Source organism: Kribbella endophytica (genome assembly GCF_054781295.1).
On sequence record NZ_BAAGUR010000002.1, the window covers coordinates 1,230,301 to 1,255,598 of the forward strand.

Annotated in this window: 26 protein-coding genes and 1 riboswitch; of the genes, 21 read left to right on the forward strand and 5 right to left on the reverse strand. The window is 68.5% G+C overall.

The window, feature by feature from the left end; all coding sequences use genetic code 11:
• Positions 1 to 24 precede the first annotated feature (24 nt).
• Positions 25 to 393, reverse strand: a complete 369-nt coding sequence (locus tag ACYVIO_RS24185) for a YciI family protein (protein ID WP_460653142.1) — start codon at positions 391 to 393, stop codon at positions 25 to 27.
• 52 nt (positions 394 to 445) lie between these two features.
• On the opposite strand from ACYVIO_RS24185, the gene ACYVIO_RS24190 reads away from it, so the two are divergent.
• From ACYVIO_RS24190 to ACYVIO_RS24280, 19 genes are all read left to right on the forward strand, one after another.
• The gene (locus ACYVIO_RS24190; RefSeq protein ID WP_460653143.1) at positions 446 to 796 is read left to right on the forward strand and encodes an ArsR/SmtB family transcription factor; all 351 of its coding nucleotides are present in this window, start codon (positions 446 to 448) and stop codon (positions 794 to 796) included.
• Complete coding sequence (locus ACYVIO_RS24195) at positions 793 to 1,233, forward strand: SRPBCC family protein (RefSeq protein WP_460653144.1); 441 nt, start codon at positions 793 to 795, stop codon at positions 1,231 to 1,233. The genes ACYVIO_RS24190 and ACYVIO_RS24195 overlap by 4 nt, the downstream gene beginning before the upstream one ends.
• Positions 1,234 to 1,429: 196 nt before the next feature.
• Positions 1,430 to 2,032 carry a CDP-alcohol phosphatidyltransferase family protein gene (locus ACYVIO_RS24200; RefSeq protein ID WP_460653145.1) on the forward strand — a complete coding sequence of 201 codons (603 nt, stop codon included), beginning with the start codon at positions 1,430 to 1,432 and terminating at the stop codon, positions 2,030 to 2,032.
• A complete protein-coding gene (locus ACYVIO_RS24205) occupies positions 2,029 to 2,856 on the forward strand; it encodes a DUF881 domain-containing protein (RefSeq protein ID WP_460653146.1) in 828 nt (275 codons plus the stop codon). The genes ACYVIO_RS24200 and ACYVIO_RS24205 overlap by 4 nt, the downstream gene beginning before the upstream one ends.
• Positions 2,853 to 3,185: a small basic family protein gene (locus ACYVIO_RS24210; RefSeq protein ID WP_460653147.1), complete on the forward strand. Its 333-nt coding sequence runs from the start codon at positions 2,853 to 2,855 to the stop codon at positions 3,183 to 3,185. The genes ACYVIO_RS24205 and ACYVIO_RS24210 overlap by 4 nt, the downstream gene beginning before the upstream one ends.
• Positions 3,186 to 3,187: 2 nt before the next feature.
• Positions 3,188 to 4,174, forward strand: a complete 987-nt coding sequence (locus ACYVIO_RS24215; protein WP_460653148.1) for a DUF881 domain-containing protein — start codon at positions 3,188 to 3,190, stop codon at positions 4,172 to 4,174.
• Between the two features lie 24 nt (positions 4,175 to 4,198).
• Complete coding sequence (gcvH, locus tag ACYVIO_RS24220) at positions 4,199 to 4,582, forward strand: glycine cleavage system protein GcvH (RefSeq protein WP_460653149.1); 384 nt, start codon at positions 4,199 to 4,201, stop codon at positions 4,580 to 4,582.
• Positions 4,583 to 4,717: 135 nt separating this feature from the next.
• Positions 4,718 to 5,242, forward strand: a complete 525-nt coding sequence (locus ACYVIO_RS24225) for an FHA domain-containing protein (RefSeq protein ID WP_184794386.1) — start codon at positions 4,718 to 4,720, stop codon at positions 5,240 to 5,242.
• A gap of 31 nt (positions 5,243 to 5,273) precedes the next feature.
• A complete protein-coding gene (gene ftsR / locus ACYVIO_RS24230) occupies positions 5,274 to 5,909 on the forward strand; it encodes a transcriptional regulator FtsR (RefSeq protein WP_460653150.1) in 636 nt (211 codons plus the stop codon).
• 59 nt (positions 5,910 to 5,968) lie between these two features.
• Positions 5,969 to 6,463: a bifunctional nuclease family protein gene (locus ACYVIO_RS24235; protein ID WP_344170446.1), complete on the forward strand. Its 495-nt coding sequence runs from the start codon at positions 5,969 to 5,971 to the stop codon at positions 6,461 to 6,463.
• 200 nt (positions 6,464 to 6,663) lie between these two features.
• The gene (locus ACYVIO_RS24240; protein WP_460653151.1) at positions 6,664 to 7,281 is read left to right on the forward strand and encodes a MerR family transcriptional regulator; all 618 of its coding nucleotides are present in this window, start codon (positions 6,664 to 6,666) and stop codon (positions 7,279 to 7,281) included.
• Positions 7,282 to 7,331: 50 nt separating this feature from the next.
• Positions 7,332 to 8,219: a dihydrodipicolinate synthase family protein gene (locus ACYVIO_RS24245; protein ID WP_460653152.1), complete on the forward strand. Its 888-nt coding sequence runs from the start codon at positions 7,332 to 7,334 to the stop codon at positions 8,217 to 8,219.
• 15 nt (positions 8,220 to 8,234) lie between these two features.
• Positions 8,235 to 8,326, forward strand: a riboswitch (glycine riboswitch).
• Positions 8,327 to 8,402: 76 nt separating this feature from the next.
• Complete coding sequence (gcvP, locus tag ACYVIO_RS24250; RefSeq protein WP_460653153.1) at positions 8,403 to 11,258, forward strand: aminomethyl-transferring glycine dehydrogenase; 2,856 nt, start codon at positions 8,403 to 8,405, stop codon at positions 11,256 to 11,258.
• Positions 11,255 to 12,556 (forward strand): serine hydrolase domain-containing protein, encoded by a 1,302-nt coding sequence (locus ACYVIO_RS24255; protein WP_460653154.1) that lies wholly within the window; start codon positions 11,255 to 11,257, stop codon positions 12,554 to 12,556. Before gcvP ends, ACYVIO_RS24255 begins: the two co-directional genes overlap by 4 nt.
• 83 nt (positions 12,557 to 12,639) lie before the next feature.
• Positions 12,640 to 14,139, forward strand: a complete 1,500-nt coding sequence (locus tag ACYVIO_RS24260; RefSeq protein WP_460653155.1) for a pyridoxal phosphate-dependent decarboxylase family protein — start codon at positions 12,640 to 12,642, stop codon at positions 14,137 to 14,139.
• A complete protein-coding gene (locus ACYVIO_RS24265) occupies positions 14,136 to 15,818 on the forward strand; it encodes an IucA/IucC family protein (protein ID WP_460653156.1) in 1,683 nt (560 codons plus the stop codon). Before ACYVIO_RS24260 ends, ACYVIO_RS24265 begins: the two co-directional genes overlap by 4 nt.
• A complete protein-coding gene (locus tag ACYVIO_RS24270) occupies positions 15,815 to 16,360 on the forward strand; it encodes a GNAT family N-acetyltransferase (protein WP_460653157.1) in 546 nt (181 codons plus the stop codon). The genes ACYVIO_RS24265 and ACYVIO_RS24270 overlap by 4 nt, the downstream gene beginning before the upstream one ends.
• A 1-nt stretch (position 16,361) precedes the next feature.
• On the forward strand, positions 16,362 to 17,603 hold the full coding sequence (locus tag ACYVIO_RS24275) for a lysine N(6)-hydroxylase/L-ornithine N(5)-oxygenase family protein (protein WP_460653158.1): 1,242 nt from the start codon (positions 16,362 to 16,364) through the stop codon (positions 17,601 to 17,603).
• Positions 17,600 to 19,324 carry an IucA/IucC family protein gene (locus ACYVIO_RS24280; RefSeq protein ID WP_460653159.1) on the forward strand — a complete coding sequence of 575 codons (1,725 nt, stop codon included), beginning with the start codon at positions 17,600 to 17,602 and terminating at the stop codon, positions 19,322 to 19,324. Before ACYVIO_RS24275 ends, ACYVIO_RS24280 begins: the two co-directional genes overlap by 4 nt.
• 3 nt (positions 19,325 to 19,327) lie before the next feature.
• Here the strand turns inward: ACYVIO_RS24280 and ACYVIO_RS24285 are convergent, their stop codons facing one another.
• Both ACYVIO_RS24285 and ACYVIO_RS24290 read right to left on the reverse strand, forming a co-directional pair.
• Positions 19,328 to 19,486 (reverse strand): hypothetical protein, encoded by a 159-nt coding sequence (locus ACYVIO_RS24285; protein ID WP_460653160.1) that lies wholly within the window; start codon positions 19,484 to 19,486, stop codon positions 19,328 to 19,330.
• 195 nt (positions 19,487 to 19,681) lie between these two features.
• Positions 19,682 to 21,256, reverse strand: coding sequence for a carbohydrate kinase family protein (locus ACYVIO_RS24290; protein ID WP_460653161.1), 1,575 nt, complete (start codon positions 21,254 to 21,256; stop codon positions 19,682 to 19,684).
• Between the two features lie 224 nt (positions 21,257 to 21,480).
• Here ACYVIO_RS24290 and ACYVIO_RS24295 point away from each other — a divergent pair, with 224 nt between their 5' ends.
• The gene (locus ACYVIO_RS24295) at positions 21,481 to 22,368 is read left to right on the forward strand and encodes a Mom family adenine methylcarbamoylation protein (RefSeq protein ID WP_460653162.1); all 888 of its coding nucleotides are present in this window, start codon (positions 21,481 to 21,483) and stop codon (positions 22,366 to 22,368) included.
• Positions 22,369 to 22,384: 16 nt separating this feature from the next.
• Here the strand turns inward: ACYVIO_RS24295 and ACYVIO_RS24300 are convergent, their stop codons facing one another.
• Together ACYVIO_RS24300 and ACYVIO_RS24305 are read right to left on the reverse strand one after the other, a co-directional pair.
• The gene (locus ACYVIO_RS24300) at positions 22,385 to 22,540 is read right to left on the reverse strand and encodes a hypothetical protein (protein WP_460653163.1); all 156 of its coding nucleotides are present in this window, start codon (positions 22,538 to 22,540) and stop codon (positions 22,385 to 22,387) included.
• A 159-nt stretch (positions 22,541 to 22,699) separates the two neighbouring features.
• Positions 22,700 to 24,223 carry a PfkB family carbohydrate kinase gene (locus ACYVIO_RS24305; RefSeq protein WP_460653164.1) on the reverse strand — a complete coding sequence of 508 codons (1,524 nt, stop codon included), beginning with the start codon at positions 24,221 to 24,223 and terminating at the stop codon, positions 22,700 to 22,702.
• Between the two features lie 371 nt (positions 24,224 to 24,594).
• Between ACYVIO_RS24305 and ACYVIO_RS24310 the strand changes: the two genes are divergently transcribed.
• Positions 24,595 to 25,251: a class I SAM-dependent methyltransferase gene (locus tag ACYVIO_RS24310; protein ID WP_460653165.1), complete on the forward strand. Its 657-nt coding sequence runs from the start codon at positions 24,595 to 24,597 to the stop codon at positions 25,249 to 25,251.
• Positions 25,252 to 25,298 lie beyond the last annotated feature (47 nt).

Here is a 25,298-nt window from a genome sequence, read left to right on the forward strand (position 1 = left end):
CCCCTCCCGGCTGCCCCGTGACGCTCACCGCAGGGAACTCAGGTCCCGGACCGGGCGGATCTCGACGATGCTGAACGCGGCCTCGGGGATCTGCGTGACGATTTCGGTCGCGCGCTCGACGGTGTCGCACTCGACCAGGTAGAAGCCCGCGAGCTGCTCCTTGATCTCGGCGAACGGGCCGTCGGTGGTGACCGCCTTGCCGTCGCGCACGAGCACCTGCCGGGTCAGCCCGGGATCGTCGAGCGACTCGTTCGCGAGCAGCTCACCGTTCGCGGTCAAGGTGTTCTCCAGATCGGCGTAGCCGACCATCGACTCGCGCCGCTGCTCCTCCGACAGCTGGTTCCACAGCTCACGGCCCTCGGGATTGCCGTAGATCAGGATCAGGAATTTCATCGTCCCAGAGTAGGACTTGATGGGTAGGAATAAACCTACCTATAGTGGAGGCATGCCACCGCGCCCGAGTGTTGTTGCCGAGAGCATCGAGAACCGCGTGTTCGCCGCGCTGTCCAGTCCGGTACGCCGGGAGGTGCTGCGGCTGCTGCGGGACGGCGGGCCGCAGCCAGTCGCCGTACTGGCCGGACGGTTCGCGATGGCCCGGCCGAGTTTCTCCGAGCACCTCCGCGTGCTCCGCGACGCCGGGCTGGTCAGCGAACGGAAGGAAGGCCGGCAACGGCTGTACCGGTTGGAGCCGGTGCCGCTCGCCGAGGTGCACGAGTGGCTGACGCCGTACGAACGGTTCTGGCGCGAGCGGATGGCCGCGCTGGGCGACGTACTCGACAAGATGGAGGACGAGTGAGCGAGGACCTGACCACGATCGAGGTCGACCAGTTCTATCCGCACCCGGCGGCGAAGGTCTGGCGGGCGCTGACCGAGCCGGAGCTGATCGCGCAGTGGCTGATGCCCGGCGACTTCCGGCTCGAGATCGGCCACCGCTACACGATGCAGTCCCGGCCGATCCCCGCCACCGGCTTCTCCGGTCTGGTCGAGGCCGAGGTGCTGGCGTTCGAGACCGAGAAGCTGCTGCGCCTGGGCTGGCGTGATGCGGCCGGTGGTGACGTCGACTGGACTCTGACCTGGACGCTGCAACCGGAAGGGCGCGGCACCCGGTTGTTCCTGCTGCACGAGGGTTTCGATCCGGACGACCCGCTGCAGCAGCAGGCCCGCACGATCATGAACGGCGGTTGGCGTACCGGCGTACCGGCGTCCCTCACCAAGCTGCTCGACAGCCTCTGAGTCGCTGCGGGCAGTCTCCCTTCGGTCTCGATCAGGTCACCGGTCGGTGTCGTGCGTAGCCGAACCGGTTCGGTGGCGTTCGAGTAGTCAGGGGCATCTCAGGGCTTCCCCGGTGTGGCCCGAGCGAAACCTGGTCGTCTGCCCCAGTAGAGTTACCGGCGGAAGTGGGCCGACAGGACATAAGGGGGAGGGTCGCGTGCCGGACGTGGAGGTGTCCGACCGGGTACTGACGATCCCGAACGCACTGAGCTTCGTGCGGTTGCTCGGGGTGCCGTTGTTCCTGTGGCTGATCCTCGGCCCGGAGGAGGACGGCTGGGCCCTGCTGGTGCTCGCTGTCTCGGGCTTCACCGACTGGGCCGACGGACAGATCGCCCGCCGGATGAACCAGACCACCCGCCTCGGCCAGATGCTCGACCCGGTCGCCGACCGGCTCTACATCTTCGCGACCGTGCTCGGTCTGGCGCTGCGCGACATCATCCCGTGGTGGCTGGCGATCGCGCTGCCGTTGCGCGACCTGCTGCTGACCTTCACCCTGCCGGCCCTGCACCGCCGCGGCTTCAACGCGCTGCCCGTGCACTTCCTCGGCAAGTCGGCGACTTTCTGCCTGCTGTACGCCTTCCCGCTGCTGCTGCTCGGTGACGGCGACAGCACGCTCAACCTGCTGGCCCGCGTGTTCGGCTGGGCCTTCGCGATCTGGGGCACGGCGCTGTACTACTGGGCGGGCGCTCTGTACTTCGTGCAGCTACGGCACCTGGTCCAGACCGTCAAACCGATCAGCGGGCAACCGGGGAGATCGTGACTCAGCAAGCTCCGCCCGGGCAGCGGCGCGTGGACGCGTCCATGTCGCTGCTGAACAACCTGATGGCGCACCCGCTCGACGAGGGGTACGCGATCAGTGCACGGGCCCGTCCGCTGACGGGTGGGCCGAAGAAGGCCCGGCACAGGATCATGCTGGTCGTCGCGTTCGTCGTCCTGGGTTTCCTGCTGGCGATCGCCGCGTCGCAGAACTACCGCGCGGCCCCGGCCGCGGAGAAGCAGCGCAACGAGCTGGTCGAACGCGTCGAGCAGGCCGACGGCCGGCTGAACGATCTGCGCAGCCGCCAGACCGCGCTGGCCGGTGAGGTGCGCGGCCTGCAGGCCGGCGCGCTGAGCGAGTCCGACGCGGCGCTGCAGAAGAAGGTCGACGACCTGGAGCTGCAGGTCGGCGCGGTCGCGGTGACCGGGCCCGGGATCAAGGTGGTCGTCGACGACGCCAAGAACGCCGACGACAAGGAGGGCCGGCTGCTCGACGTCGACCTCCAGCAGCTGGTCAACGGGCTGTGGACCGCGGGCGCCGAGGCGATCGCGGTGAACGGCCACCGGCTGACCAGCCTGACCGCGATCCGCGGCGCCGGCAGCGCGATCACCGTCGACTACAGCTCGCTCAACCCGCCGTACACGGTGCTCGCGATCGGCGACACCAACACCTTGCCGGCCCGGTACGCCCAGAGCTCGGGCGGGCAGTGGGTGCAGTACCTGGTGAGCAACTTCGATGTCCGGATGACGACCACGACGGAGGACTCCTTGCTGGTGCCAGCCGATGCCACCATCGCGCTGCGGTACGCGAAGGTGGGACCGAAATGATCGCCGTGCTCGGTCTGGTGATCGGCGTCGTGATCGGCCTGCTGGTCGCGCCCGACGTGCCCGACTGGGCCCAGCCGTACCTGCCGATCGCCGTCGTCGCCGCGCTCGACGCGGTCTTCGGCGCGCTGCGCGCGTTCCTGGACGGGATCTTCAACGACAAGGTGTTCGTCGTGTCGTTCGTGTCCAACGTCCTGATCGCCGCGCTGATCGTCTACCTCGGTGACCAGCTCGGCGTCGGCTCGCAGCTGTCCACCGGTGTCGTCGTCGTACTGGGCATCCGGATCTTCACCAACATGGCCGCGATCCGCCGGCACGTCTTCCGGGCCTGACCATGAGCGACGACCAGCGACCGCCCGAGGAGCCGAAGCGCCCGCCGCAGCACCGCGGCGAGGCGCACCACCGGGCGTCGTCGGAGCAGAAGCAACCTGGCCGTACGCCGGCCGAGAGCTCGGACGGTACGCCGACCGAGCCGCCCGGACCGTCCAAGCCTGCCGAGCCGTCCGGGCCGAGCGAGCAGTCCCCGGCGCCGGCCGAGGCGGCCCACCCGGTCGCGCCGACTCCGATGCCGCAGCCCCGCACCAAGGGACCGAACCTGGCGCTGCGCCGGTTGAAGGCCGGCTTCAAGCCGTCGCGCGGACAGGCGATCGTGGCCGTCGTTCTGGCGCTGGTCGCCTGTACGGCGGTCGTCCAGGTCCGGGTCAACCGGGCCGACGACGGCTACCAGAACGCCCGCCGCGAGGACCTGATCGCGATCCTCGACGGCCTGAACCAGAACAACCGCCGCCTGGAGAGCGAGATCACCGAGCTGGAGGAGCGCAAGAACACGCTGTCCTCCAGCGCGGACAAGGCCCAGACCGCGCGCGAGCAGGCCGAGCAGCAGGTCCGGACCCTCGGCATCCTGGCCGGCACGCTGCCGGCCCAGGGACCGGGCGTCCGGATCACGTTGAACGACCCGGAAGGCAAGATGACGTCCGGCAACCTGCTGGACGCGATCGAGGAACTGCGCGACGCCGGCGCCGAGGCGATCCAGATCAACGGCTCGGTCCGGGTGGTGGCCAGCACCGACCTGACCGACGACGCACCTGGCGTCCGGGTGGACGGGGAGAAGCTCGTCTCGCCGTACGTCATCGAGGCGATCGGCGAGTCGCACAACCTGGCCGAGGCGGCCAACTTCCCCGGCGGCCTGGTCAGTGAGGTGACCGGCCCGCAGATCGGCGGCACCGCCGAGGTGACCGAGCTGCGGCAGCTGACCGTCAGCGCCTTGCACGCGCCGGAGGAGCATCGCTACGCTCGCCCGGCCCCCAGCCCGACCAAGTAGATCCTGAGCGAAAGAGGACCCGAGGTGTACCCCGAAGACCTGAAGTACACGGCCGAGCACGAGTGGCTCAAGGCCGGCGAAGAAGGCCCGGTGCGGGTCGGTATCACCGACTTCGCGCAGGACGCGCTGGGCGACATCGTCTACGTCCAGCTGCCCGAGGTCGGCGCCGTCGTACGGGCCGGTGACGCCTGCGGCGAGCTGGAGTCGACCAAGTCCGTCAGCGACCTGTTCGCACCGGTCAACGGCACCGTCACCGCCGTCAACGAGGCCCTGGCCGACCAGCCCGACCTGGTCAACACCGACCCGTACGGCGAGGGCTGGCTGCTCGACATCCGCGTCGACGACGACGAGGAGGTGGCGGCCCTGATGGACGCCGACACCTACAAGGGCCAGCTCGACCAGAGCTGACGTCCCAGGACTGATAGGTTTGCGGCCTCAACCGCCGGTCGAGGGTTGAGGCCTGGTCCACACTTGCACCACGACTGTCATCACGGGGATCTACGACAACGTCGCCGGACCGCCGGCGATCGGGAGGATCACAGCATGCCGTTCTGCAACCAGTGCGGGCACGAGAACTCCGAGGGCAGCAGGTTCTGCTCGCAGTGCGGAACGATGCTCCCTGGCGCGGACCGTCCGGTGCCCGCCCCCGGCGTCACCGACACCGCGATGCTGACCCCGATCAGCGCCGAGCCCGACACCGAGCGGATCGAGCTGGCCGGTGAGGGACTGACCGCCGAGGACGAGGCCGCCGTCGGCGCGCTGCCGGCCGGGTCCGCCCTGCTGATCGTCCAGCGCGGCCCGAACGCGGGCAGCCGCTTCCTGCTCGACGTCGACGTGGTCACCGCGGGCCGGCACCCCGACAGCGACATCTTCCTGGACGACGTCACGGTGTCCCGCCGGCACGCGGAGTTCCGCCGCGACCCGGCCGGGGTCAAGGTCCGCGACGTCGGCAGCCTGAACGGCACGTACGTCAACCGCGACCGGATCGACGAGGTCGCGCTGGCAGGCGGCGACGAGGTCCAGATCGGCAAGTACCGGCTCGTCTACTACGCCAGTGGCCAGGCCTGAGGCTGACGCCGGAGGAAGCAGCATCGGAGCGGTGCTGCAGGTCCTGCAGGCCGAGTTCGCCGACGTCACCATCTCCAAGCTCCGCTTCCTCGAGGCCGAGGGACTGGTGACGCCGGCCCGGACCGCGTCCGGGTACCGCAAGTTCAGCGCGGCCGACATCGAGCGGCTGCGGTACGTGCTGACCGCGCAACGCGACCAGTACCTGCCGCTGAAGGTGATCAAGGAACACCTCGGCGCGATGGACCGCGGGTTGCGGCCGACACCGGGCGGCCGTCCGGCAGCGCCTGCCGCGGCCGAGCCCGCCGGTCTGCCGGTGGCCGAGGACTTCGGTGCCGACCGCACCGAGCTGAAGCTGACCCGCGAGGAGCTGCGCGTCGCGGCGGGTATCACGTCCGAGCTGTTGGAGCAGTTGGAGAGTCACCAGCTGGTGGTGGCTCGGGGCAACCACTACGACGGCGACGCGATCCTGGTCGCGAAGGCGGCTGCCGAGTTCGGCCGGTACGGCGTGGAGCCGCGGCACCTGCGCCCGTTCCGTACGGCGGCCGACCGCGAGGTCGGCCTGATCGAACAGGTCGCCGGCCCGCGCCGCGACGACAAGACCCAGGAGCTCGCCGCCCTCGCCGTACGTTTGCACGCAGCCCTTGTTCGGTCTCGCCTCAGCCGCTGACGGCGTACGGCACGACCCGTACGCCAGCTTGTGTCGTCGGTGCGGAGTAGGCTGAGGGTGTGCGCGAAGTCGACGTAATCGGAGTCCGGGTCGAGATGCCCTCGAGTCAGCCGATCGTGCTGCTCCGGGAGGTCGGCGGTGAGCGGTACCTGCCGATCTGGATCGGCGCGGCCGAGGCCAGCGCGATCGCGTTCGCGCAGCAGGGGATGGAACCACCGCGTCCCCTCACCCACGACATCTTCGCCGAGGTGATCCGTGTTCTGGGTCACACGCTGACCCAGGTCCGGATCGTGAACCTGACCGACGGCGTCTTCGAGGCGATCCTGGTCTTCGACGACAAGACCGAGATCTCGGCCCGCCCGTCGGACTCGATCGCCCTCGCGCTGCGGACCGGTACGCCGGTGTTCTGCGCCGAGGAGATCCTCGCCGAGGCCGGCGTCCCGGTGCCGGAGAGCGAGACCGACGAGGTCGACGAGGTGGAGGAGGAAGAGGAAGTGGAGCGCTTCCGCGAGTTCCTCGACCAGATCTCGCCCGAGGACTTCGACAAGTCCTGACCGTGCGTTACGGCCAGATTTTGGATATCACTGGTACAAGGCCGGGTTGGTAACGATTCGGCCCGGAGCCGCGACACGCTTTCGGCTCGGAGCGGTTGTCGTTGACCGGGTCAAGTCGGCGGCTTACCTTGAAGGAGTTGTGAGGAGTTGTAACTCCACGGATGTAGTCCGTTCCAGTCCGTACCCAGGGAGGCTCAGGCGTGACACGCACCGGCGACACTGATCTGACGGCGCAGTCGGCGTCGGAGGCACACGCCGACGCGGCTGCCGCAGCGGGGGTGCAGGGCCTGCTCTTCGACGACGACCTGCGCCCGATGCCGGAGGATGTCGGCTTCCGCGGCCCGACGGCCTGCGCGGCCGCGGGCATCACTTACCGTCAGCTCGACTACTGGGCCCGCACCGGCCTGGTGTCGCCGTCGGTCCGCCCGGCCACCGGCTCGGGCACGCAGCGGCTCTACGGCTTCCGCGACGTTCTTCTGCTCAAGGTGATCAAGCGGCTGCTCGACGCCGGCATCTCGCTGCAGCAGATCCGGACCGCGATCGCCCACCTGAGCAAGCGCGGCATCGACGACCTGACCCAGATCACGCTGATGAGTGACGGCGCCTCGGTCTACATGTGCACCTCGCCCGACGAGGTGATCGATCTGCTGGCCGGCGGCCAGGGAGTGTTCGGCATCGCCCTCGGTGGTGTCTGGCGCGAGGTCGAGGGTTCGCTGTCCGAGCTGCCGACCGAGCGCGCCGACGGCAGCGACGACGAGTCCGGCTCGCACGCGAACGACGAGCTCGCCGCTCGCCGCCGCGCCCGGATGACCGGCTGAACCACCCACAGCAAACAGTGCGCCCACTCACCGCGGAGACCTTGCGTGGTGTGTGGGCGACTTTGTTGTTACCCCTCGACGCCGACGACACGATCGACTTCGCCCGCCTCGAGACCCAGCTCGACCACCTGACCAAGGCGGGGCTGGACGGTCTGTACGTGCACGGTACGGCGGGGGAGTTCCAGACCCTGACCGAGGACGAGTACGACCGGATCAACGCCCTCCTCGCCGCGGGCACCGACCTCCCGTTCCAGATCGGAGCGAGCCACCCCTCGGCTCAGCTCCAGCTCGATCGCGTACGACGGGCCGCCGCGCTTCGTCCTTCCGCGATCCAGGTGATCCTGCCCGACTGGCTGCCGCTGAACGCCGGCGAGGCGCTGACATTCCTCGACCGCGTCGCCGAGACGGCGGGCGGCGTACCGCTCGTGCTCTACAACCCGCCGCACGCGAAGACGCAGGTCGGGCCCCGGCAACTCGCCGACCTGGCGCGCGCCGTACCGACGTTGATCGGGCTGAAGAGTGCCGGGGGAGACGCGGAGTGGTTCTCCCGAGCGCGCGACTCCGGCCTGTCGCTCTTCGTCCCCGGTCACTTCCTCGCGAGCATGACGCCGCTCGGCGCGGACGGCAGCTACTCGAACGTCGCCGCGCTCTCGCCGACCGGTTCCGTCAGGTGGTACGAGCTGGTCGAGACCGACCACCAGGCGGCACTCGACGTCGAACGGCGGATCGCGGAGTTCTTCGCCCAGCACATCGCGCCGCTGCAGGCCCGAGGCCTGTCGAACCCCGCGCTCGACAAGTTCCTCGCCGCGGTCGGCGGCTGGGCCGACGCCGGGACGCGCATGCGCTGGCCGATGGCCTTCGCCGATCCGGAACTGGTCGGACCCGCGCGGGTGACCGCGCGGCGGCTGCTGCCGGAACTCGACGAGGGCAACTGGTAACCTCGGGGTTGCCGTACACAGCACTCGGGAGAGTCCCAGGTTCGCCTGGGCGCCGAAGGGGCAATTCCTCCCCGGAACCTCTCAGGCCCATGGACCGGGTGCCGCAGGCGACTCTGAAGCGCGCTCGCCGCGTGACAGAGGGGGAGGCCACCGGCAGACCTGTCAGCAACGGAGCCTCCACTCATGACTGAGCACGACATCTCCCCACAGATTTCGGCGACCTTCGCCGACCGTCACATCGGTCCGCGCGCCGACGAGGTCGCCCGGATGGTGCAGACCCTCGGGTACGCCGACGTCGACGCGCTCGTCGACGCCGCCGTACCGGCCTCGATCCGCTCGACCGAGCCGCTGCGGCTGCCCGAGCCGGCCTCCGAGGTCGACGCGCTGACCGAGCTCCGTCAGCTGGCCGCCCGCAACACCGTGGCCACCTCGATGATCGGCCAGGGCTACTACGGCACGTTCACCCCGTCGGTGATCGTCCGCCGCCTGGTCGAGAACCCGGCCTGGTACACGGCCTACACGCCGTACCAGCCGGAGATCTCCCAGGGCCGGCTCGAGGCGCTGCTGAACTTCCAGACCGCCGTGTCGGACCTGACCGGCCTGCCGACCGCGAACGCGTCGCTGCTCGACGAGGGCACCGCCGCCGCCGAGGCGATGACCCTGGCGCTCCGATCCAACCGCAAGTCCAAGAGCAACCGCTTCCTCGTCGACGCCGACTGCTTCGCGCAGACGATCGCGGTCGTCGAGACCCGCGCCGAGGCGCTCGGCATCGAGGTCGTCGTCGCGGACACCACCGACGGCCTGCCGGACGGCGACTTCTTCGGCTTCCTGGTCCAGTACCCGGGCTCCGGCGGCGTCGTCCGCGACCTCAAGCCGCTGGTCACCGCCGCGCACGAGCGCGAGACGCTGGTGGCCGTCGCCTCCGACCTGCTCGCGCTGACGTTGCTCGAGGCACCGGGTGAGGCCGGCGCCGACATCGTCATCGGCTCGTCGCAGCGCTTCGGCGTACCGCTGTTCTACGGCGGACCGCACGCCGGCTTCATGTCGGTCCGGGCCGGCCTCGAGCGGTCGTTGCCCGGTCGCCTCGTCGGCGTCTCGGTCGACGCCGACGGCGCCCCGGCGTACCGGCTGGCCCTGCAGACCCGTGAGCAGCACATCCGTCGTGAGAAGGCGACCTCCAATATCTGTACGGCGCAGGTCCTGCTCGCCGTCGTCGCGTCGATGTACGCCGTCTACCACGGCCCCGACGGGCTGAAGGCGATCGCCGAGCGCGTCCACACCAACGCCGACAGCCTGGCCGCGTCGCTGCGCGCCGGTGGCGTCGAGGTCGTGCACGAGCAGTTCTTCGACACCGTCCTGGCGCGTGTCCCCGGCCGCGCCGCCGACGTCGTCGACACCGCCCGGCAGAACGGGATCTGGCTGCGTCTCGTCGACGCGGACCACGTCGGCATCTCCTGCGACGAGAAGACCGACGCTGCCGCGCTCGGCCTGGTCTGCAGCTCGTTCGGCGTCCGGTACGACGCATCGCTGGCCGGTGGCAACCTGTCCGAGGCCGTCGTCCGGACGTCGGACTTCCTGACCCACCCGGTCTTCAACACGCACCGGTCCGAGACCGCGATGCTGCGCTACCTGCGCAAGCTGTCCGACTACGACTACGCGCTCGACCGCGGCATGATCCCGCTCGGCTCGTGCACGATGAAGCTGAACGCGACCACCGAGATGGAAGCGGTCACCTGGCCCGAGTTCGCCGACGTGCACCCGTTCGCGCCGATCGAGGACGCGGCCGGGTACGTGAAGCTGATCGGCCAGCTGGAGCGCTGGCTGGCCGAGGTGACCGGCTACGCCAAGGTCTCGATCCAGCCGAACGCCGGGTCGCAGGGCGAGCTCGCGGGCCTGCTGGCGATCCGCGGCTACCACCGGGCCGAGGGAAACGAGGAGCGCAACGTCTGCCTCATCCCGTCGTCGGCGCACGGCACCAACGCCGCCTCCGCGGTGATGGCCGGGATGAAGGTTGTTGTTGTCAAGGGCAACGATGACGGCACCATCGACCTGGACGACCTGCGGGCCAAGGCGACCGAGCACGCGGACAAGCTGGCCGCGATCATGATCACCTACCCGTCCACGCACGGCGTGTACGAGGAGAGCGTGACCGAGGTCTGCCAGATCGTGCACGACCACGGCGGCCAGGTGTACGTCGACGGCGCGAACCTGAACGCCCTGCTCGGCCTGGCCAAGCCGGGCGAGTTCGGCGGCGACGTCTCGCACCTGAACCTGCACAAGACCTTCTGCATCCCGCACGGCGGCGGTGGCCCGGGTGTCGGTCCGGTCGCGGTCGCCGCGCACCTGGCGCCGTACCTGCCGAACCACCCGCTTCTGGGCCAGGCCGGTCCGGACTCCGGCGTCGGCCCGATCTCGGCGGCGCCGTTCGGCTCGGCCGGCGTGCTGGCGATCTCCTGGGCCTACATCCGGATGATGGGCGCGGAGGGTCTGACCTCGGCGACCAAGGCCGCCGTCCTGACCGCGAACTACGTCGCCAAGCGGCTCGAGAACGCGTTCCCGGTGCTCTACACCGGCGAGAACGGCCTGGTTGCGCACGAGTGCATCCTCGACCTGCGGCCGATGACCAAGGAGACCGGCGTCACCGTCGACGACGTCGCGAAGCGGCTGATCGACTACGGCTTCCACGCGCCGACGATGTCGTTCCCGGTGCCCGGCACGCTGATGGTCGAGCCGACCGAGTCCGAGGACCTGGGCGAGCTGGACCGCTTCATCGACGCGATGATCGCGATCAGGCACGAGGTCGACCGGGTCGCCGCGGGCGAGTGGCCGGCCGACGACAACCCGCTGGTCAACGCGCCGCACACGGCGTCCGCGGTGATCAACGACAAGTGGGAGCACGCCTACACCCGCGAGGAGGCCGCGTTCCCGCAGTCGGTCGACCGGACCACGAAGTACTGGCCGCCGGTCCGCCGCATCGACGGCGCGTACGGCGACCGCAACCTGATCTGCTCCTGCCCTTCCCCGGAGGCCTTTGAGTGACCTTGCGCCCTGACACCGCTGCCGCCTTGTACGCCGAGGTGGCAGCGGCCCAGAGTGAATGGAAGCTGCCGTCGATCACGGCCGGTGTGGTGCGCGACGGCGCGCTGGTGTGGACCGGTTCGCGGGGGCAGTTCGCGACCGCCGACGGCGGGTTGCCCGGTCCGGAGCGGCAGTATCGGATCGGCTCGATCACGAAGACGCTGACCGCGGTGCTGGTGATGCAGTGCCGCGACGACGGGCTGCTCGCGCTGAACGATGCCGTGGGCAAGCATCTGCCGGGGGTCGCGTTCGGCGACCTGACGATCCGGCACCTGCTGTCGCACTCCGGCGGCATGAACGCCGAGCCCGAAGGGCCTTGGTGGGAACGCAATCCGGGTGTTTCGTTCGAGGCGCTGACCGCGGCGATGGACGAGTCGCAGGCGGCCGGCGGACCGGATCAGCGGTACCACTACTCGAACCTCGGGTACGGGCTGCTCGGTGAGGTCGTCTCGCGGTTGCGCGGTGCTTCCTGGATCGAGCTGGTCCGCGATCGGATTCTGTTGCCGCTGGAGATGCGGCGTACGACGTACTTCCCGGAGGACCCGGCGGCTCGGGGTTTTTCGGTGCATCCGTTCAGTGGCCGGCTCTGTGAAGAACCGGCGTACGACTCGATGGCGATGGCTCCGGCCGGGCAACTGTGGAGCACGATCGAGGACCTGGCGCGGTACGCGTGCTTCTGGATCGATCCGGTCCCCGAGGTGCTGAGTCGCGAGAGCGTCGAGGAGATGGCGACGCCCGCGTCGGCCGATCCGCGCGAGGCGCTGAACGCGGCGTACGGGCTGGGGCTTCGGTTGCAGGCCGACGATCCGTTCCTGTTCGCCGGCCACACGGGCTCGATGCCCGGGTTCATCGCGGGCCTGTTCTTCGACCGCGCCCGGCGCATCGGTGCCGTCGCGCTCGCCAACGCGACGTACGGCAAGTGCGCCTCGGTCCCGATCGATCTGATGCGGGTCGCGATGACCCACGAGCCGTGGCTGCCCCAGGAGTGGGTCCCCGAGCCCGAACTCTCGGAGGGCGAGGAGCTGCTCGGCCACTGGTACTGGGGGAACACCCCTGTCACCATGTCGGTCAGCGGTTGCATCCTCCAGTTGAGCGGCGCTCTCACGTGCCGTTTCTCGCCGTTGGGTCCCGACCTCTACCAAGGCCGGGACGGCTACTTCGCCGGTGAAAAGCTGCGGGTCGTCCGCGACGAGGCCGGCTCGATCACCGAACTCAACATCGCGACGTTCATCCTCACCCGCGCGCCGTACGGGCGGTGAATTGACATCACCTGCAGGAGAAGTAGGTTAGGGCTACCTAAGTAAGGGTTGCCTTACTCAACAACTTTTCCTGGAGTCGCTGGATGTCGCAGCAAGTGGGTCTCGCACCGTTGAGCTCATCGGTCCGGGCGCCGTACGGCCCGCACGAAGTGCGGTGGCCGTTGGCGTCCACGGTAGTGGATCGGGAACGCGGGCCGTTGCCGGCCGGCCTGCCCGCGGACGTGTTGCGACGAACGGCGGAGATGCTGGGGGAGCCGCGGGTGCCGTCGACCGGCGTCGGCGAGTCCGCGGCGCTGGATATGATCGCCGGACTGCTCGATCGGGACGGCATCGATCTCAGTCATCCGCACGCCGCGGCGCACCTGCAGCCGCCGGTCCTGCAGGTCGCCGTCGACGCCGATCGGCTGGCGTCGGCGAGCAACGCGTCGATGGACACGTACGACTCCGGCCCGGCAACGCTGGCGATCGAGCAGTGGGTGGTTCGGGCGCTGGCCGGGATGGCTGGCTTCGGTCCGGCGGCGGACGGCGTACTGACTCCGGGTGGCTCGATCTCCAACCTGCTCGCGATGCTGATCGCGCGGGACAACGCGGCGGCCGCGGCGGGTCTCGACGTACGGCGTGACGGCGTGTACGGGATGCGGCGGCCAGTGGTGCTGTGCTCCGAGCTGGCGCACTTCTCGATCCAGCGGGCTTGTGCCGCGCTCGGGTTGGGCGAGGATGCGGTGATCGCGATCCCGACCGACGGCGACTTCCGCCTTCGCCTCGACGTACTTGCCGACGAGCTGGCCCGGCCGGGGCGCACGCCGATCGCCGTGGTGGCGACGGCCGGTACGACGGACTACGGCTCGATCGACCCGATCGAGGGGATCGCGGAGCTGGCACGTCCGTACGGCGCCTGGGTGCACGCGGACGCGGCGTACGGGTTCGGTGCTTTGTTCTCCGATCGGCTGGCGCCGTTGATGGCGGAGCTGCCGGCGGCGGACTCGGTCACGCTCGACCTGCACAAGATCGGCTGGCAGCCGGCCGCGACGAGCATGCTGCTGGTGGCGGACAAGCAGCGCTTCTCGGCGCTCGGGCGATCGGTCGACTACCTCAACCCGGCCGACGACATCGACTCCGGTCTCGACGGTCTGCTCGGGCGGAGTCTACAGACGACGCGGCGTCCCGACGCTGTGAAAGTCGCCACGACTTTGACCGCTTACGGGCGAGCCGGACTGGGCAAGATGCTCGACACCTGCCACGAGCTCGCGCACGCCGCCGCGGCCAGGGTCGTTGCCGACAGCAACCTCGAGCTGCTGGCGCCGGTGACCTTGACCACGGTGCTGTTCCGGGTCGCCGGGCGGGGCCTGGACGCGGCCGGCGTGGACGCGCTCCAGGGTGAGGTTCGGCGCCGGTTGCTGACGTCGGGACGGGTGCTGATCGGCCGGACCACCATCCCCGGCGGTGGTGACCGCCCGGCGGCGGTCGCGTTGAAGCTGACGCTGCTGAACCCGAACGCCACCGCGTCGGACATCGAGGAGCTGCTCGACCTGGTCGTGGCCACCGGCCACGAAGTCCGGTCGGCCGGCGAAGGAGCAGCGTGACCCCCACCACCGCAGCAGCTGTCACCACCCACCTGAACGCCATCCTGAGGTGCTACACCCGCGAAGCCGGCGTGCCGGTTGCTCCTGGACGGCTCAGCTTCCGGGTCGGGCCTGCGCCTGCCGCCGCCGACGCGGCCGGGGCCGGCGCCGAGGTGACGGCGCAGGTGCTCCACGCGTCCCCGACCGGCCTACATGTCTTCGCCGACGTCCAGGTGGACGGCAGCGCGCCGGAGCCGGAGGAACTGGTCCGGCTGTTGGCGGTCGACGCCGACCCCTCCGAGGTGGACGACCTGGCCGCCCGCACCGCCGAGTCCGTGCGCAACGTCGCGACCTTCTTCGCCGGCGGACAGGCCGAGCTCGGCCCCGGCCGCTTCCTCACCCACGAGCAGGCCCTGACGGTCGGGCACCAGAACCACCCGGCCCCCAAGAGCCGCGACGGACTGAGTGGCGACGAGCTGGCGGCGTACTCGCCAGAGCTCGCCGGCCGCTTCGCAGTGCACTGGTTCGAGGTCGACCAGGAACTGGTCTCCTCGGATCAGGTGGCCGGCGCACCCTCACTGCAGGGACTGGACGCCCCGCAGCTGATGGCCGCGCTGGCCGGTACGACGCCTGCCGCGGGTGCTGCGCTGATACCGGCGCACCCGTGGCAGGCCGAGTCCCTGCTCCACCGGCCGCGCGTAGCCGAGCTGATCCGTGCCGGACGAGTCCGGCCGCTCGGACCGCTCGGCGCGCAGTGGTACCCGACCTCCAGTCTCCGCACGGTCTACCACCCGGACCTGCCGGTCATGCTCAAGCTGTCCCTCGGCCTGCGGATCACCAACTCCCGCCGCGAGTCCACCTCGACAGAGCTCCGCCGCGGTCTCGAGATCAACCGCCTGCTCGACGCGGCGTACAACGCCGGTACGGCGACCGCCTACCCCGGCTTCTCGATCGTGCGCGACCCGGCGTGGGTAGCGCTCGACGAGGGCGGCCCGACGCTCACCGGGCTCGACGTGGCCGTCCGTGAGGTCCCCGCTGACGTCGACAGCTACGCCTGCCTCGCCGGACTCGTCGCACCCCGGCTCGGCGGCGTCAGCCGCCTCAGCGCGCTCCCCGCCGTACAGGAGGACCCGGCTGCTTGGGTGGCGTCGTACGTCGACCAGGTGCTCGTCCCCATGCTCTGCCTGTACGCCGAGACAGGCATCGGTCTGGAGGCGCACCAGCAGAACACGCTGGTCCGGCTGGACGACAGCGGGCGAGTCATCGGAGGCGCCTACCGCGACAACCAGGGCTACTACCTGGCGTCGTCGTACCTGAAGGGTCTGCTGGCGGTGACCGGCCTGCGCGACTCCACCCTGGCTGTCGTCGAGGATGCGATCGTCGACGACCGACTGACCTACTACCTGCTGCACAACCAGGCGCTCGCTGTGGTGAGCGCACTGGGCGTCGACGGGGTAGCGGACGAGCTGGACCTGCTGGACGTCGTACGGGATCGTCTGGCCGACGCACTGCCGTCCCTGAAGGCTGCTGGACCTGACGGCGATCGGCTGGCCCAGCGCTGGCTCACGGCCGACCAGCTGCCCTGCAAGGCGAACATGCTGACCCGACTGAAGGGCATCGACGAGGTGGTCGCACCGCTGGACAACCAGTCGGTCTACCTGGAGATCCCGAACCCCCTGCGGCTGGGCGCGGCTCGATGAGGTGCGAGGTCGCGCCGGTGCTGCACCTGGACGACGGCTTCGACCTCCGCCCGGCCGAGACGTCCGACGCGTCTCTCGTCGCGCAGTGGATGGCTCAGCCGCACATCGTGCCCTGGTGGGAGTCGGACTGGCCGGTGGAGCGCTGGGCCGAGGCGCTGGACGAGCAGGCGGCGGGGGAGCACTCGGTCCCGTGCCTGGTCGCTCTCGACGGGCAGAGCTTCGCGTACGTCGAGCTGTACCGCGTCCGGCACGACCGGCTCGCGGAGTACTACGCCTGGCGCGAGCACGACTGGGGGCTGCACGTCGCCATCGGTGACGTCGCTCAGGTGGGCCAGGGGATCGGGCGGCGGCTGCTGCGCGCCCTCGCCGACGCCGTACTGCGGGCCGATCCCCGCTGCGACCGCGTCGTCGCCGAGCCAGACGTTCGCAACACCCCGTCGCTGCGCGCGTTCGCCGCAGCCGGGTTCGAGCCGGCCGGGGAGCTACAGCTGCCCGAGAAGACCGCACTACTGATGGTCCGCACCCGGACCGTGGAGGCCTGAGATGACTGCTGACCCGTACGACGTGATCGCGATAGGCGCCGGCCCGTTCAACCTCGGGCTGGCCGCGCTGGCGGACGGGCTGGACCTGCGAGTCGCCGTACTGGACGGCCGGCCGGAGTTCACCTGGCACCGGGGGCTGATGTTCGACGACGCGATGCTGCAGGTCTCGTTCCTGGCCGACCTGGTCAGCCTGGTCGAGCCTGCGCACCGGCTGTCGTTCCTGTCGTACCTGCGCGACAACGACCGGCTGTACCAGTTCTACGTGCGGGAGAAGTTCCACCCGACCCGGCGTGAGTACGAGTCCTACCTGCGGTGGTGCGCGGCGCAGCTGGACTCGTTGCACTTCGGGCGCGAGGTCACGGCGGTGGAGTGGGACGGGTCGGTCTTTCGGATCGTTGCTGGTGACGAGGTCTTCGAGGCTCGGCACCTGGTGCTCGGGGTCGGCACTGAGCCCGCTGTACCGGCTGCGCTTGCTGACCTGCCTGCTGGGCGGCTGTTGCACTCTGCGGACTACCTGTACCGGCGGGACGAGTTGCTGGGTGCTGGGCGGGTCACTGTCGTCGGGTCCGGGCAGTCCGGTGCGGAGTGCGCCCTGGACCTGCTGCGGGCCGACGGGCCTGCCGTGAGCTGGCTGACTCGTACGGCGTCGTTCGCGCCGCTGGACTACTCGAAGCTGGTGCTGGAGATGACCACACCGTCGTACGTGGACTACTTCCACTCGTTGGACGAACCGGTGCGGGACCGGCTGGTCAAGGAGCAGTGGCGGCACTACAAGGGGATCTCGTCCGAGACGCTGGAGCAGATCCACGACCTGCTGTACTCGCGTGACGTGTCTGCCGAGCTGCAGTGCGGTGTGGCGGTCACTGCTGCTGTGGAAGGGCCTGACGGGGTCGAGCTGACGCTTCGGCACACTGACAGCGGCAAGACCTTCCAGCACGTGTGTGACGCGGTTGTGGCCGCTACTGGCTACCGGAACCGGCCTCTGGGGTTCCTGGACGCGTCTGTCGAGTCACTGGTGCAGCGGGACGCTGCCGGTCGGTGGGTGGTCAACAGGGATCACAGCGTCGGCGGTCTTGCGAAGCTGTTCGTGTCGAACGCCGACCTGCACAGTCACGGCGTCGCGGCGCCGGACCTCGGCATCGGGGCGGTCCGCAACGCGACGATCCTGAACGCGGTCGCCGGGCGTGAGGTGTTCCGGCTGCAGAAGTCCACCGCCTTCACCAGCTTCGCCCAGCCCGCATGAGCTGGGAACGCTGCTCAGCGGAGCTGCTGGCCAAGCTGATCTCGCAGCTCTGCAGCGAGGCGTTGCTGACACCCGTGGACGGCCGGCTGGAGCTGGGCTCGGTCGCGTACACCTTCGAGTACGTCGAGGGCGCCTTCGCGACGTACCGGGTGACGCCGGGGTCCGTGCAGCGGACCACCGCCGGCATCCTCGGCAACGACGAGAGCGAACCGGCGATCGACCCGCTGCAGTTCCTGCTGGACGCGGCCGGCGTACTGGGTCTCGACGGGCCGACTCTGGCCGGCTACACCGCTGAGCTGTCGAGCACGCTCGCTGCCGACGTACGGATGGCTTCTACTGCTGTTAGCTCTGACGACCTCCTGCAGCTCCACCACACTCGTCTGGAAGGCCACCTGACCGGCCACCCCATCCTGGTCGCCAACAAGGGGCGCCTGGGCTTCTCAGCCTCCGACAGTGAGCGGTACACGCCAGAGGCCCGTACGCCGCTCCGCCTTGTGTGGCTGGCGGTACGGCGTGGCCTGGCCGAGTTCCGGGGGACTCCTGACCTGTCGGAGCACGCGGTCGTCGGCCGCGAACTGGGGCCGGAGACGCTGGAGGCCTTCCGGGGGTTGTTGGTCGACCCGGACTCGTACGTCTGGCTCCCGGTCCACCCTTGGCAGCTCGACCACGTCGTCCGCACCCAGTGGTCCCGCGAACTCGCCACCGGCGAGATCGTCGTCCTGGGGGAGTCTGCTGACGACTATCTCCCCACCCAGTCCATCCGAACGATGGTCAACATCTCGTCGCCGTTGCGCTACCAGGTCAAGCTCCCCCTGAAGATCCTCAACACGTCGGTCTACCGAGGCATCCCCATCCACTGCACCCTCGCGGCCCCCATGGTCACCCAATGGCTGCGAGGCCTCTGGTACCGCGACGAGACGCTGCAGTCCCTGGGCGCCGAGCTCCTGGGCGAGGTCGCCTCCGTCACCGTCCGCCATCCCCAACTCGCAACAGCCCCCGGAATCCCTTACCAGTGGACCGAAACCCTCGGCTGCATCTGGCGAGACCCTCTTGACCCCCGCCTTCGTGAGGGCGAATCCGCCTGGCCTTTGGCCGCCGTCCTCCACGTCGACGCCGCCGGCGAACCGCTCGTCGCGTCGTACATCAAACGCTCCGGCGTATCCCCCGAGGTGTGGATCAGCCACCTCCTCTCCACCATCCTCAGACCCCTGCTCCATCTCCTTCACAATTACGGCATCACGGTGAACCCCCACGGCGAAAACCTCGCCGTCATCTGCGACCCCTCAGGCCTGCCTTCTCGCCTGGTCGTGAAGGACCTCGTGGACGACGTCAACATCTCCACCACCCCCATCCCCGACCGGGGTCTGGAACCGGACTCCCACGACCGAGTCCTCCCTAGAAAGCCCTGGAACGTCCTCCGGCAGTACTTGGTGGACGCCCTTTTCCTGGGCGTTCTGAACCCCCTCTCCAACCTCGTCCCCGAAGTCGACCTCTGGGGCCTGGCCAGAGGCGAACTGGAGCTCTATTCTGCCGAGAACCCGCACCTGGCGGCCCATCTGGAGGCGACCGCCCTGACCGGCGAATCCTTCACACGCTACCCGCTGAATGGCTACCGGTTAGCCCTCGGCTACACCGACCTGGACACCAGGCCTCCTATCCCGAGCACAGGCGTTCTGCCCAATCCGCTGAGCAGTCGGGCGGGTATCGCTCCTCATCGCTGATCCTCACGAGATCTCGATGATCGATACGAGTTGGAAGATGCCGAAGCAGAAGATAGTCACCAATGATATGAGGAGAGCGACGAGGACCTGCTTCCAGTAGTGAATGAGAGCTGCCGCTGCGGTGATCGCAGCTATCAGCGTCAAAGCATCCGTGTAGTCCATGGCGACGCCTCGTTCCTGTCGATGCTGATTCCCACACCATCAGTGAACAACGCGAAGGAATGCTGTCAAGTAGGTCAGTTTGCCCGTGCTGCCGATGAGTTTGGCGACCAATCCGAACTCATGTTGCGGATCGGTCGGCCTGCTAAACCCGAGTTTGGCCGTAGCTGGCTGACAAGCTCGCGACTTGCGTGGCGATCAGCCCGGTGGTGTGATTGGCCGCTCGACAGATGTTAGCGGGGCAATGTCCACCTCGGAGAGGTTGGACTCCACGAGGCCAAGATCCGGTAAGGACCTGATCGACAGGTTGGGATCGTTGTCGTGTGAGTCGAGGCTCTGCTCATCGACAGTGGTCAAGTTGGCCACCACCTGGTCAGCGAACTTCTGTGCGGTGAGACCCATTGCGACAGTTGCCGCCTGAACTGCTTCTCGCCATCCAATTGGATTGCTGCAGCGAGCGACTGCCAGCGCTGCACAGAAGGCATCGCGCGCAACTGATGAGTTCGGTGGAATCTGGAAAGAGATCTTCGATTGAAATCCGACCCGGTCGGCCGCAATGTGAACCTCGCATCCTTGGCCAGTCATTAGGCAAACCACGGCGACTCCAGCTCGTAAGAAGTATTTTACCAACTGGCTATCACTGAGATCTTTCTCCTCTTGAAATAGTCGCGCCAGCTCCCATGGGCGTGCGACGAGGCAGTCGACATTCCTGAGAAGTTGGCGATCGAGGCGAACCGTCGAGAGGTAGGGCTGCCCTGGCGTGAGAACAACCACCGGTCGATCTGCCCGGCGCAGATGGGGGAGATCGAGTAGACGCGTCAGTGTTGCGGGCGGAATCTCGAATGTCACCAACAGGCCGTCCTGCGTACTCAGCAGATCGGCAACCCCGTCGATGTCGCCCTCGTTGAGGACGGCTCCGCCGCGTACGTTGACCGCGATGCTGGCTCCCTGCTGTCCCTCGATGACGTACGTGATGCTTGAGACTGCCCCAGGAACTTTTTTTAACTGAGTGGCATCGACTCCCTCCTCTGTGAGCAAATCATTGATGCGCTGTCCGAATTTATCGTCGGCGACTGCAGCGATCAAAGTGCTCCGGGCTCCCAGCCGTGCGGCCGCGACAGCCTGCAACAGGCCCTTACCGCCGGGGGTATAGCGCTGCTTGATCGCCTCCGCCGACGTCTCGAGAGTCGGTACTGACTCGACAGACAAGGTCAGATCGGTCGTCGCGCCGCCAACAACCGCGATGGATGGCCGTCTTGGCGACGACGATTCCTGCCGGACGGCAACGATCAACTGGTCGGCGAGTTCGCCCAGTACCTGCTCCTCGAGGGTCTTGCGCAGATGGCCATCCGTCGGACGGGGGATCATCTCGGGTGTACCCGCCGCGATGTGCAGGTCTTCCCAGTGCGTGACAAGCCACCTGCGACGCGCTCCAAGCTTTCCTGTGTAGAGCTGCCGTACGGTGCCGTTCGCGTTGTCTTCGGCTCCGACAATCTCGTCGAGCAGCCCGAGCGCGAAGATCGTGTCGGCGACGATGAGAGATGTCGTGAGAGGGGCCTTCGGGTCCCCGCGCACAATAGTGATAATGAGCTCGAAGAGCAGTTCAGTCGGTGGCACTTGCTCAATGAATGGGAGCTTCAACAGCGCCTTGCTGAGTAGTTCGAGTTTAGTCGAGCAGTTGCTTGGCGACGATGTCAGGCCGCCATGTCCACGCAACTTGGACAGCACGTCGATGATCGAAGCCGTCTCAAGGTTCGTGGGATCAGGGGCCATTTTCGCTCCGAGTGTGGCGTCTGCAGATGGCCAGTATGCGCAAGGAGTTGCTTCCCCGACAGAGGTGGCCCCTTCCGCGGGCCCTTCTGAGCTTGAGTTGACGGATGCAAGCCGGGCATCCGCTAGCATTAGGTGTAGGATCTGACGCTCTTGGAGAACGAGGCACCATTGTGCGAGAGCTCGCCACTGGGGCGGAGGCTTCTGTCAGGCGGATTTCCTGCCCGATGCTCACCCTTGAGGGGTGCCGGACCGGGGACGAGTTATTCTCGCGTCTCGTGAAAGACTCCGCGCGATGGCACGGGGTTGAGCCTCGGGCGTTGGCCGTGCGGACCTTGCTGCAGCTGCCCCGGGTTGCTTCGCGCCGCGGGCGGGTTCTGCGGCGTGATCTTGATGTCGAGTTGCGAAGCTGTGCCCTGCAGTTGCGGGCCGATCAAGCTATGGTGTTCGACCTTGCGTCGACTGACGCCTATCCGTTGGACGTGTTGCGGTTCGTGGAGTGTGAGGTCGAGGACGCCGAGGCGATCTTCGGGAACCTCCACTACCTGCGGAGCGCACGCCCGGGGGCCCGGAACTTCGCGCTCATTGATCCGATTCATCGGCGGCCGGTGACGTTGTGCAGTGTGTCGCCGATGGACTGGGCGGTGGTGGGGAAGCAGCTCAACCGGCAGTTCGGGGTGGCGGTGGAGCGGATGTGGGACGTGTCGCGGGTCTACTCGTTCGACGTCGCGCCGGCCAATGCCATTTCGACGCTGCTGGCCGGCGTACGGAAGGAAATGCAGAAGTCGGAACCGACGGCCGAACTGCTGACCACCGTGGTCGATCAGAATCTCGGATTCACCGGGTCGAGTTATCGCGCGGCGAACTGGCAGTACTGGATGTCGGTCCGCCCGCGGCCTTACCTGTACGTCGACGGAGTGGCGGTCAGCCCACGGCAACTGGGAATTCGGTACGGAACACAAAGCCTCGCCGAGGTGCGCGCGAAGTACGGCGTACTGGCGGAGCAGAGCCGGGCCGAGCTCGCGGACTCGATGATTTACTGCTGCCGCCTGCGCGGGCCGACCGAGGCAGTCGAGCCGGGAGAGCGCCGACGGCTACGGCGGCGCTCACGGTGAACATAAACTGCCGTGGTCAGTTCGTCATCGCGAAAGCGACGGAGTAGACACCGAACCCGAAAACGATCACCAAGACCATCAGCAGGACGCCGAGGAGCGGTCGCCAGAACCTGTAAAGGACTCCGGCCGCGGCGAGCATCACATTGAATGCCAGGGCGCTGTTCTCGGTCATCGTCGATTCTCATGGTCACAGGCGGCGGCGGTGCCGACCGGGGTCGGCAGGTGGGTGCAGCTTCAGTAAAACGCATGGCACTTGGGTGTCAACGCACTTCCGTGGCAACCCCGACGCCAAACCGTTGCCAAAACGGCGTACAGGTTGCCAAACGGCAGGTCAGAAGTTCTGGGCCTCGCGGAGCTTGCGGCTGATGCGGTCGCGGTCGGGCATCGTCGTGGACAGTGGGAAGTCCTCGGCGGCGCAGGCCATCGCGGCGGTGACCCAGCGGGCGATGGCCGGCGTGAGGGTCGGGCCGTCGTCGATGAGTTTGGCAGCGAGGGCGGCGCAGAACGCGTCGCGGGTGATGGAGACCTCTTTGAACGGGGAGCGCGAGACCGTCGGGAGGCGGTCGATGGTGGGGGCGGTGCGGGAGTAGATCAGGCCGCCGCCGTTGCCGAGAAGGCAGAGGGTGCCGACGCCGCCGTCCAGAAGGTGCTCGCCGAGGCGGTCGGCGTCGAAGCGGTCCTGGTCGGTCGGGCGGTAGCGCGCGAGCTCCCAGGCGTGGGCGACGAGGTAGTCGATCTGGCCGAGGGCGGGCCGGGAGATCCGGCCGTCGGGATGCGGCTGGCCGGGGGTGACGATGACGATCGGGCGGGTCGTCTCGTTCGAGTGGGCCAGGCCGAGGGTGCGCTGCACGGTTTCGCGGGGGACCTCGAAGGTGAGCAGCAGCGCGTCGCAGTCCGCGATCTGCCGGCCGAGCAGGTCGACATCGCGGACGGTGAGGTTGATCTGCTTCTCGTTGCGCCAGACGGCCGCGATGCTGTCGCCGAGGTCCAGCTCGAAGACACCGGTCATCGGCGTACGGGCACCGCGGACGATCTTGAGCAGCGACGTGTCGACGTTCTCGGCGCGCAGGTGCTGGACGATCTCGTGGCCGAACGGATCGTCGGCGACCGCCGCGACCAGCGAGACCTTCAGCCCCAGGCGAGCCGCGGCGATCGCTTGCGTGACGCCTTTGCCGCCGGGGCTGAGGCTGAAGTCGTGCGCGGGAACGGACGTCTCGTGCTGCGGGATCATCATGGTCCGGAAGATCGCGTCCATCACCGCGCCGCCGACGACGATCACCCGCCCGGCGGGGGCGTTGGGAAGCGGGTCCGGATCGTTCGCGCTGGACAGTGGGCCGGCCGTCGGTGACACCGGGCCGGGCTGGATCAGCCGGCGGGCCAGCTGACGGAGAACCTCGGGCTCCATGCTGCCGCGGAGGGTGCGGTCGCTCGGTGGTTCGGCAGCGGTTCCGCCCATCGCCTCGTGCAGGCGGCGCCAGTTCGCGAGCAGCGTCGCGCGACGCCGGCCGACTGCTCCGGCGCGCAAGGACTGGATCACCTTGTCGTCCAGGCCGTGCTGCGCGTAGACGTCGGCGAGCACGCCGAGTCCGAGCACGGCGTCCGCCACGATCCGGTACGTCGCGTGCTCGGTGTCGCGGACCGCCTGGGCGATGATCTGCAGCGCCGCGTCCGGCCGGCCGATCTCCTGCCGTTCCGCGTGCGCGCGCACGACGGGCAGGTTGAGCAGGGAGGCGACGTCCTCGTTCTTGGTGTCCTCGAGCCGGGCCAGAACCACGCCGGCCCGCATCCGGAGCGCGCGCAGGGCATGCGTCAGTACGACGGCTTCGGATGAGTCCGGATCATCGCGGTTGGCCATTCGCCCCCCGGCTTCATCGTGGTTCACCTCCAGTATGGGAACGGCCGTGCCGGCTCGCACCGTGGGCCGGTGTGTCCGCGGCACCGGTGGCCGCGCGGTGAGGGCTCAGTTGGATACCAACCGGCTACAGGTCTGATGACGGCGAGTAGCCGCCGGGCCGGCCATGTCCGGACCTGGTCGGCACGCCGGTACCGGATTCTGCTTGGCCAGGGCGGCGTCCGCGGGAGATTGCTTGCTAACAGCAACCAATTGTGGGCGGGTTGTTGCGGTCGGCAAAGGAGAGCCGGCGGGAAGACGGGTGCTGAGTTGTCGCGTAGGCTGCTGCGGGTCTGCCGGTTTCTCTGATCGGCACGGCGACCACGGGGAGCAGGATGAAGACTGAGCAGGAGCTCGCGAGGGCTCAGCAGGACAGGTGGCAGCGCGCGTACGACGAGAATCCGCGGCTGCACGGGCCGGAGCCGTCGGCGGCGGCGCGGTGGACGGTTCGGCTGTTCGGTGCCGCGGGCATCGACGACGTACTGGAGCTCGGCGCCGGGCACGGGCGGGACGCGTTGTACCTGGCCCGGCAGGGGTTCAGCGTGCACGCGACGGACTTCAGCGAGTCCGCGCTGCACCAGTTGCGGCTGGATGCGCAGCGCGACGGGCTGGACGACCGGGTGACGGCGGCGTTGCACGACGTACGCGATCCGTTACCGCCCGCCGACGCGACGGTGAACGCGGTGTACGCGAACCTGCTGCTGAACATGGCGTTCACGCGGACCGAGCTGCGCTCGCTGATGAACGAGGTCCGGCGGGTGCTGCGGCCGGGCGGGCTGTTCGTGTACTCGGTGTGGTCGACCGAGGACCCGTACTTCGGCAAGTGCCCCGAGGTCGGCGACGGCCTGTACACCCGGGACGGCTTCGCCGGCCGCTTCTTCGACGGCGAGCTGATCGGCGAGCTCGCCGACCAGTGGGAGCTCGGCGGAGCCGACCCGTACGACGAGGGGCCGCGCAAGCTCTGGCGAGTCACCCAGGCCAAGCCGGCCTGACCGGCGTACGCGATCGAACTCGACGGCCCTCTAGCTGATCGCCGCGG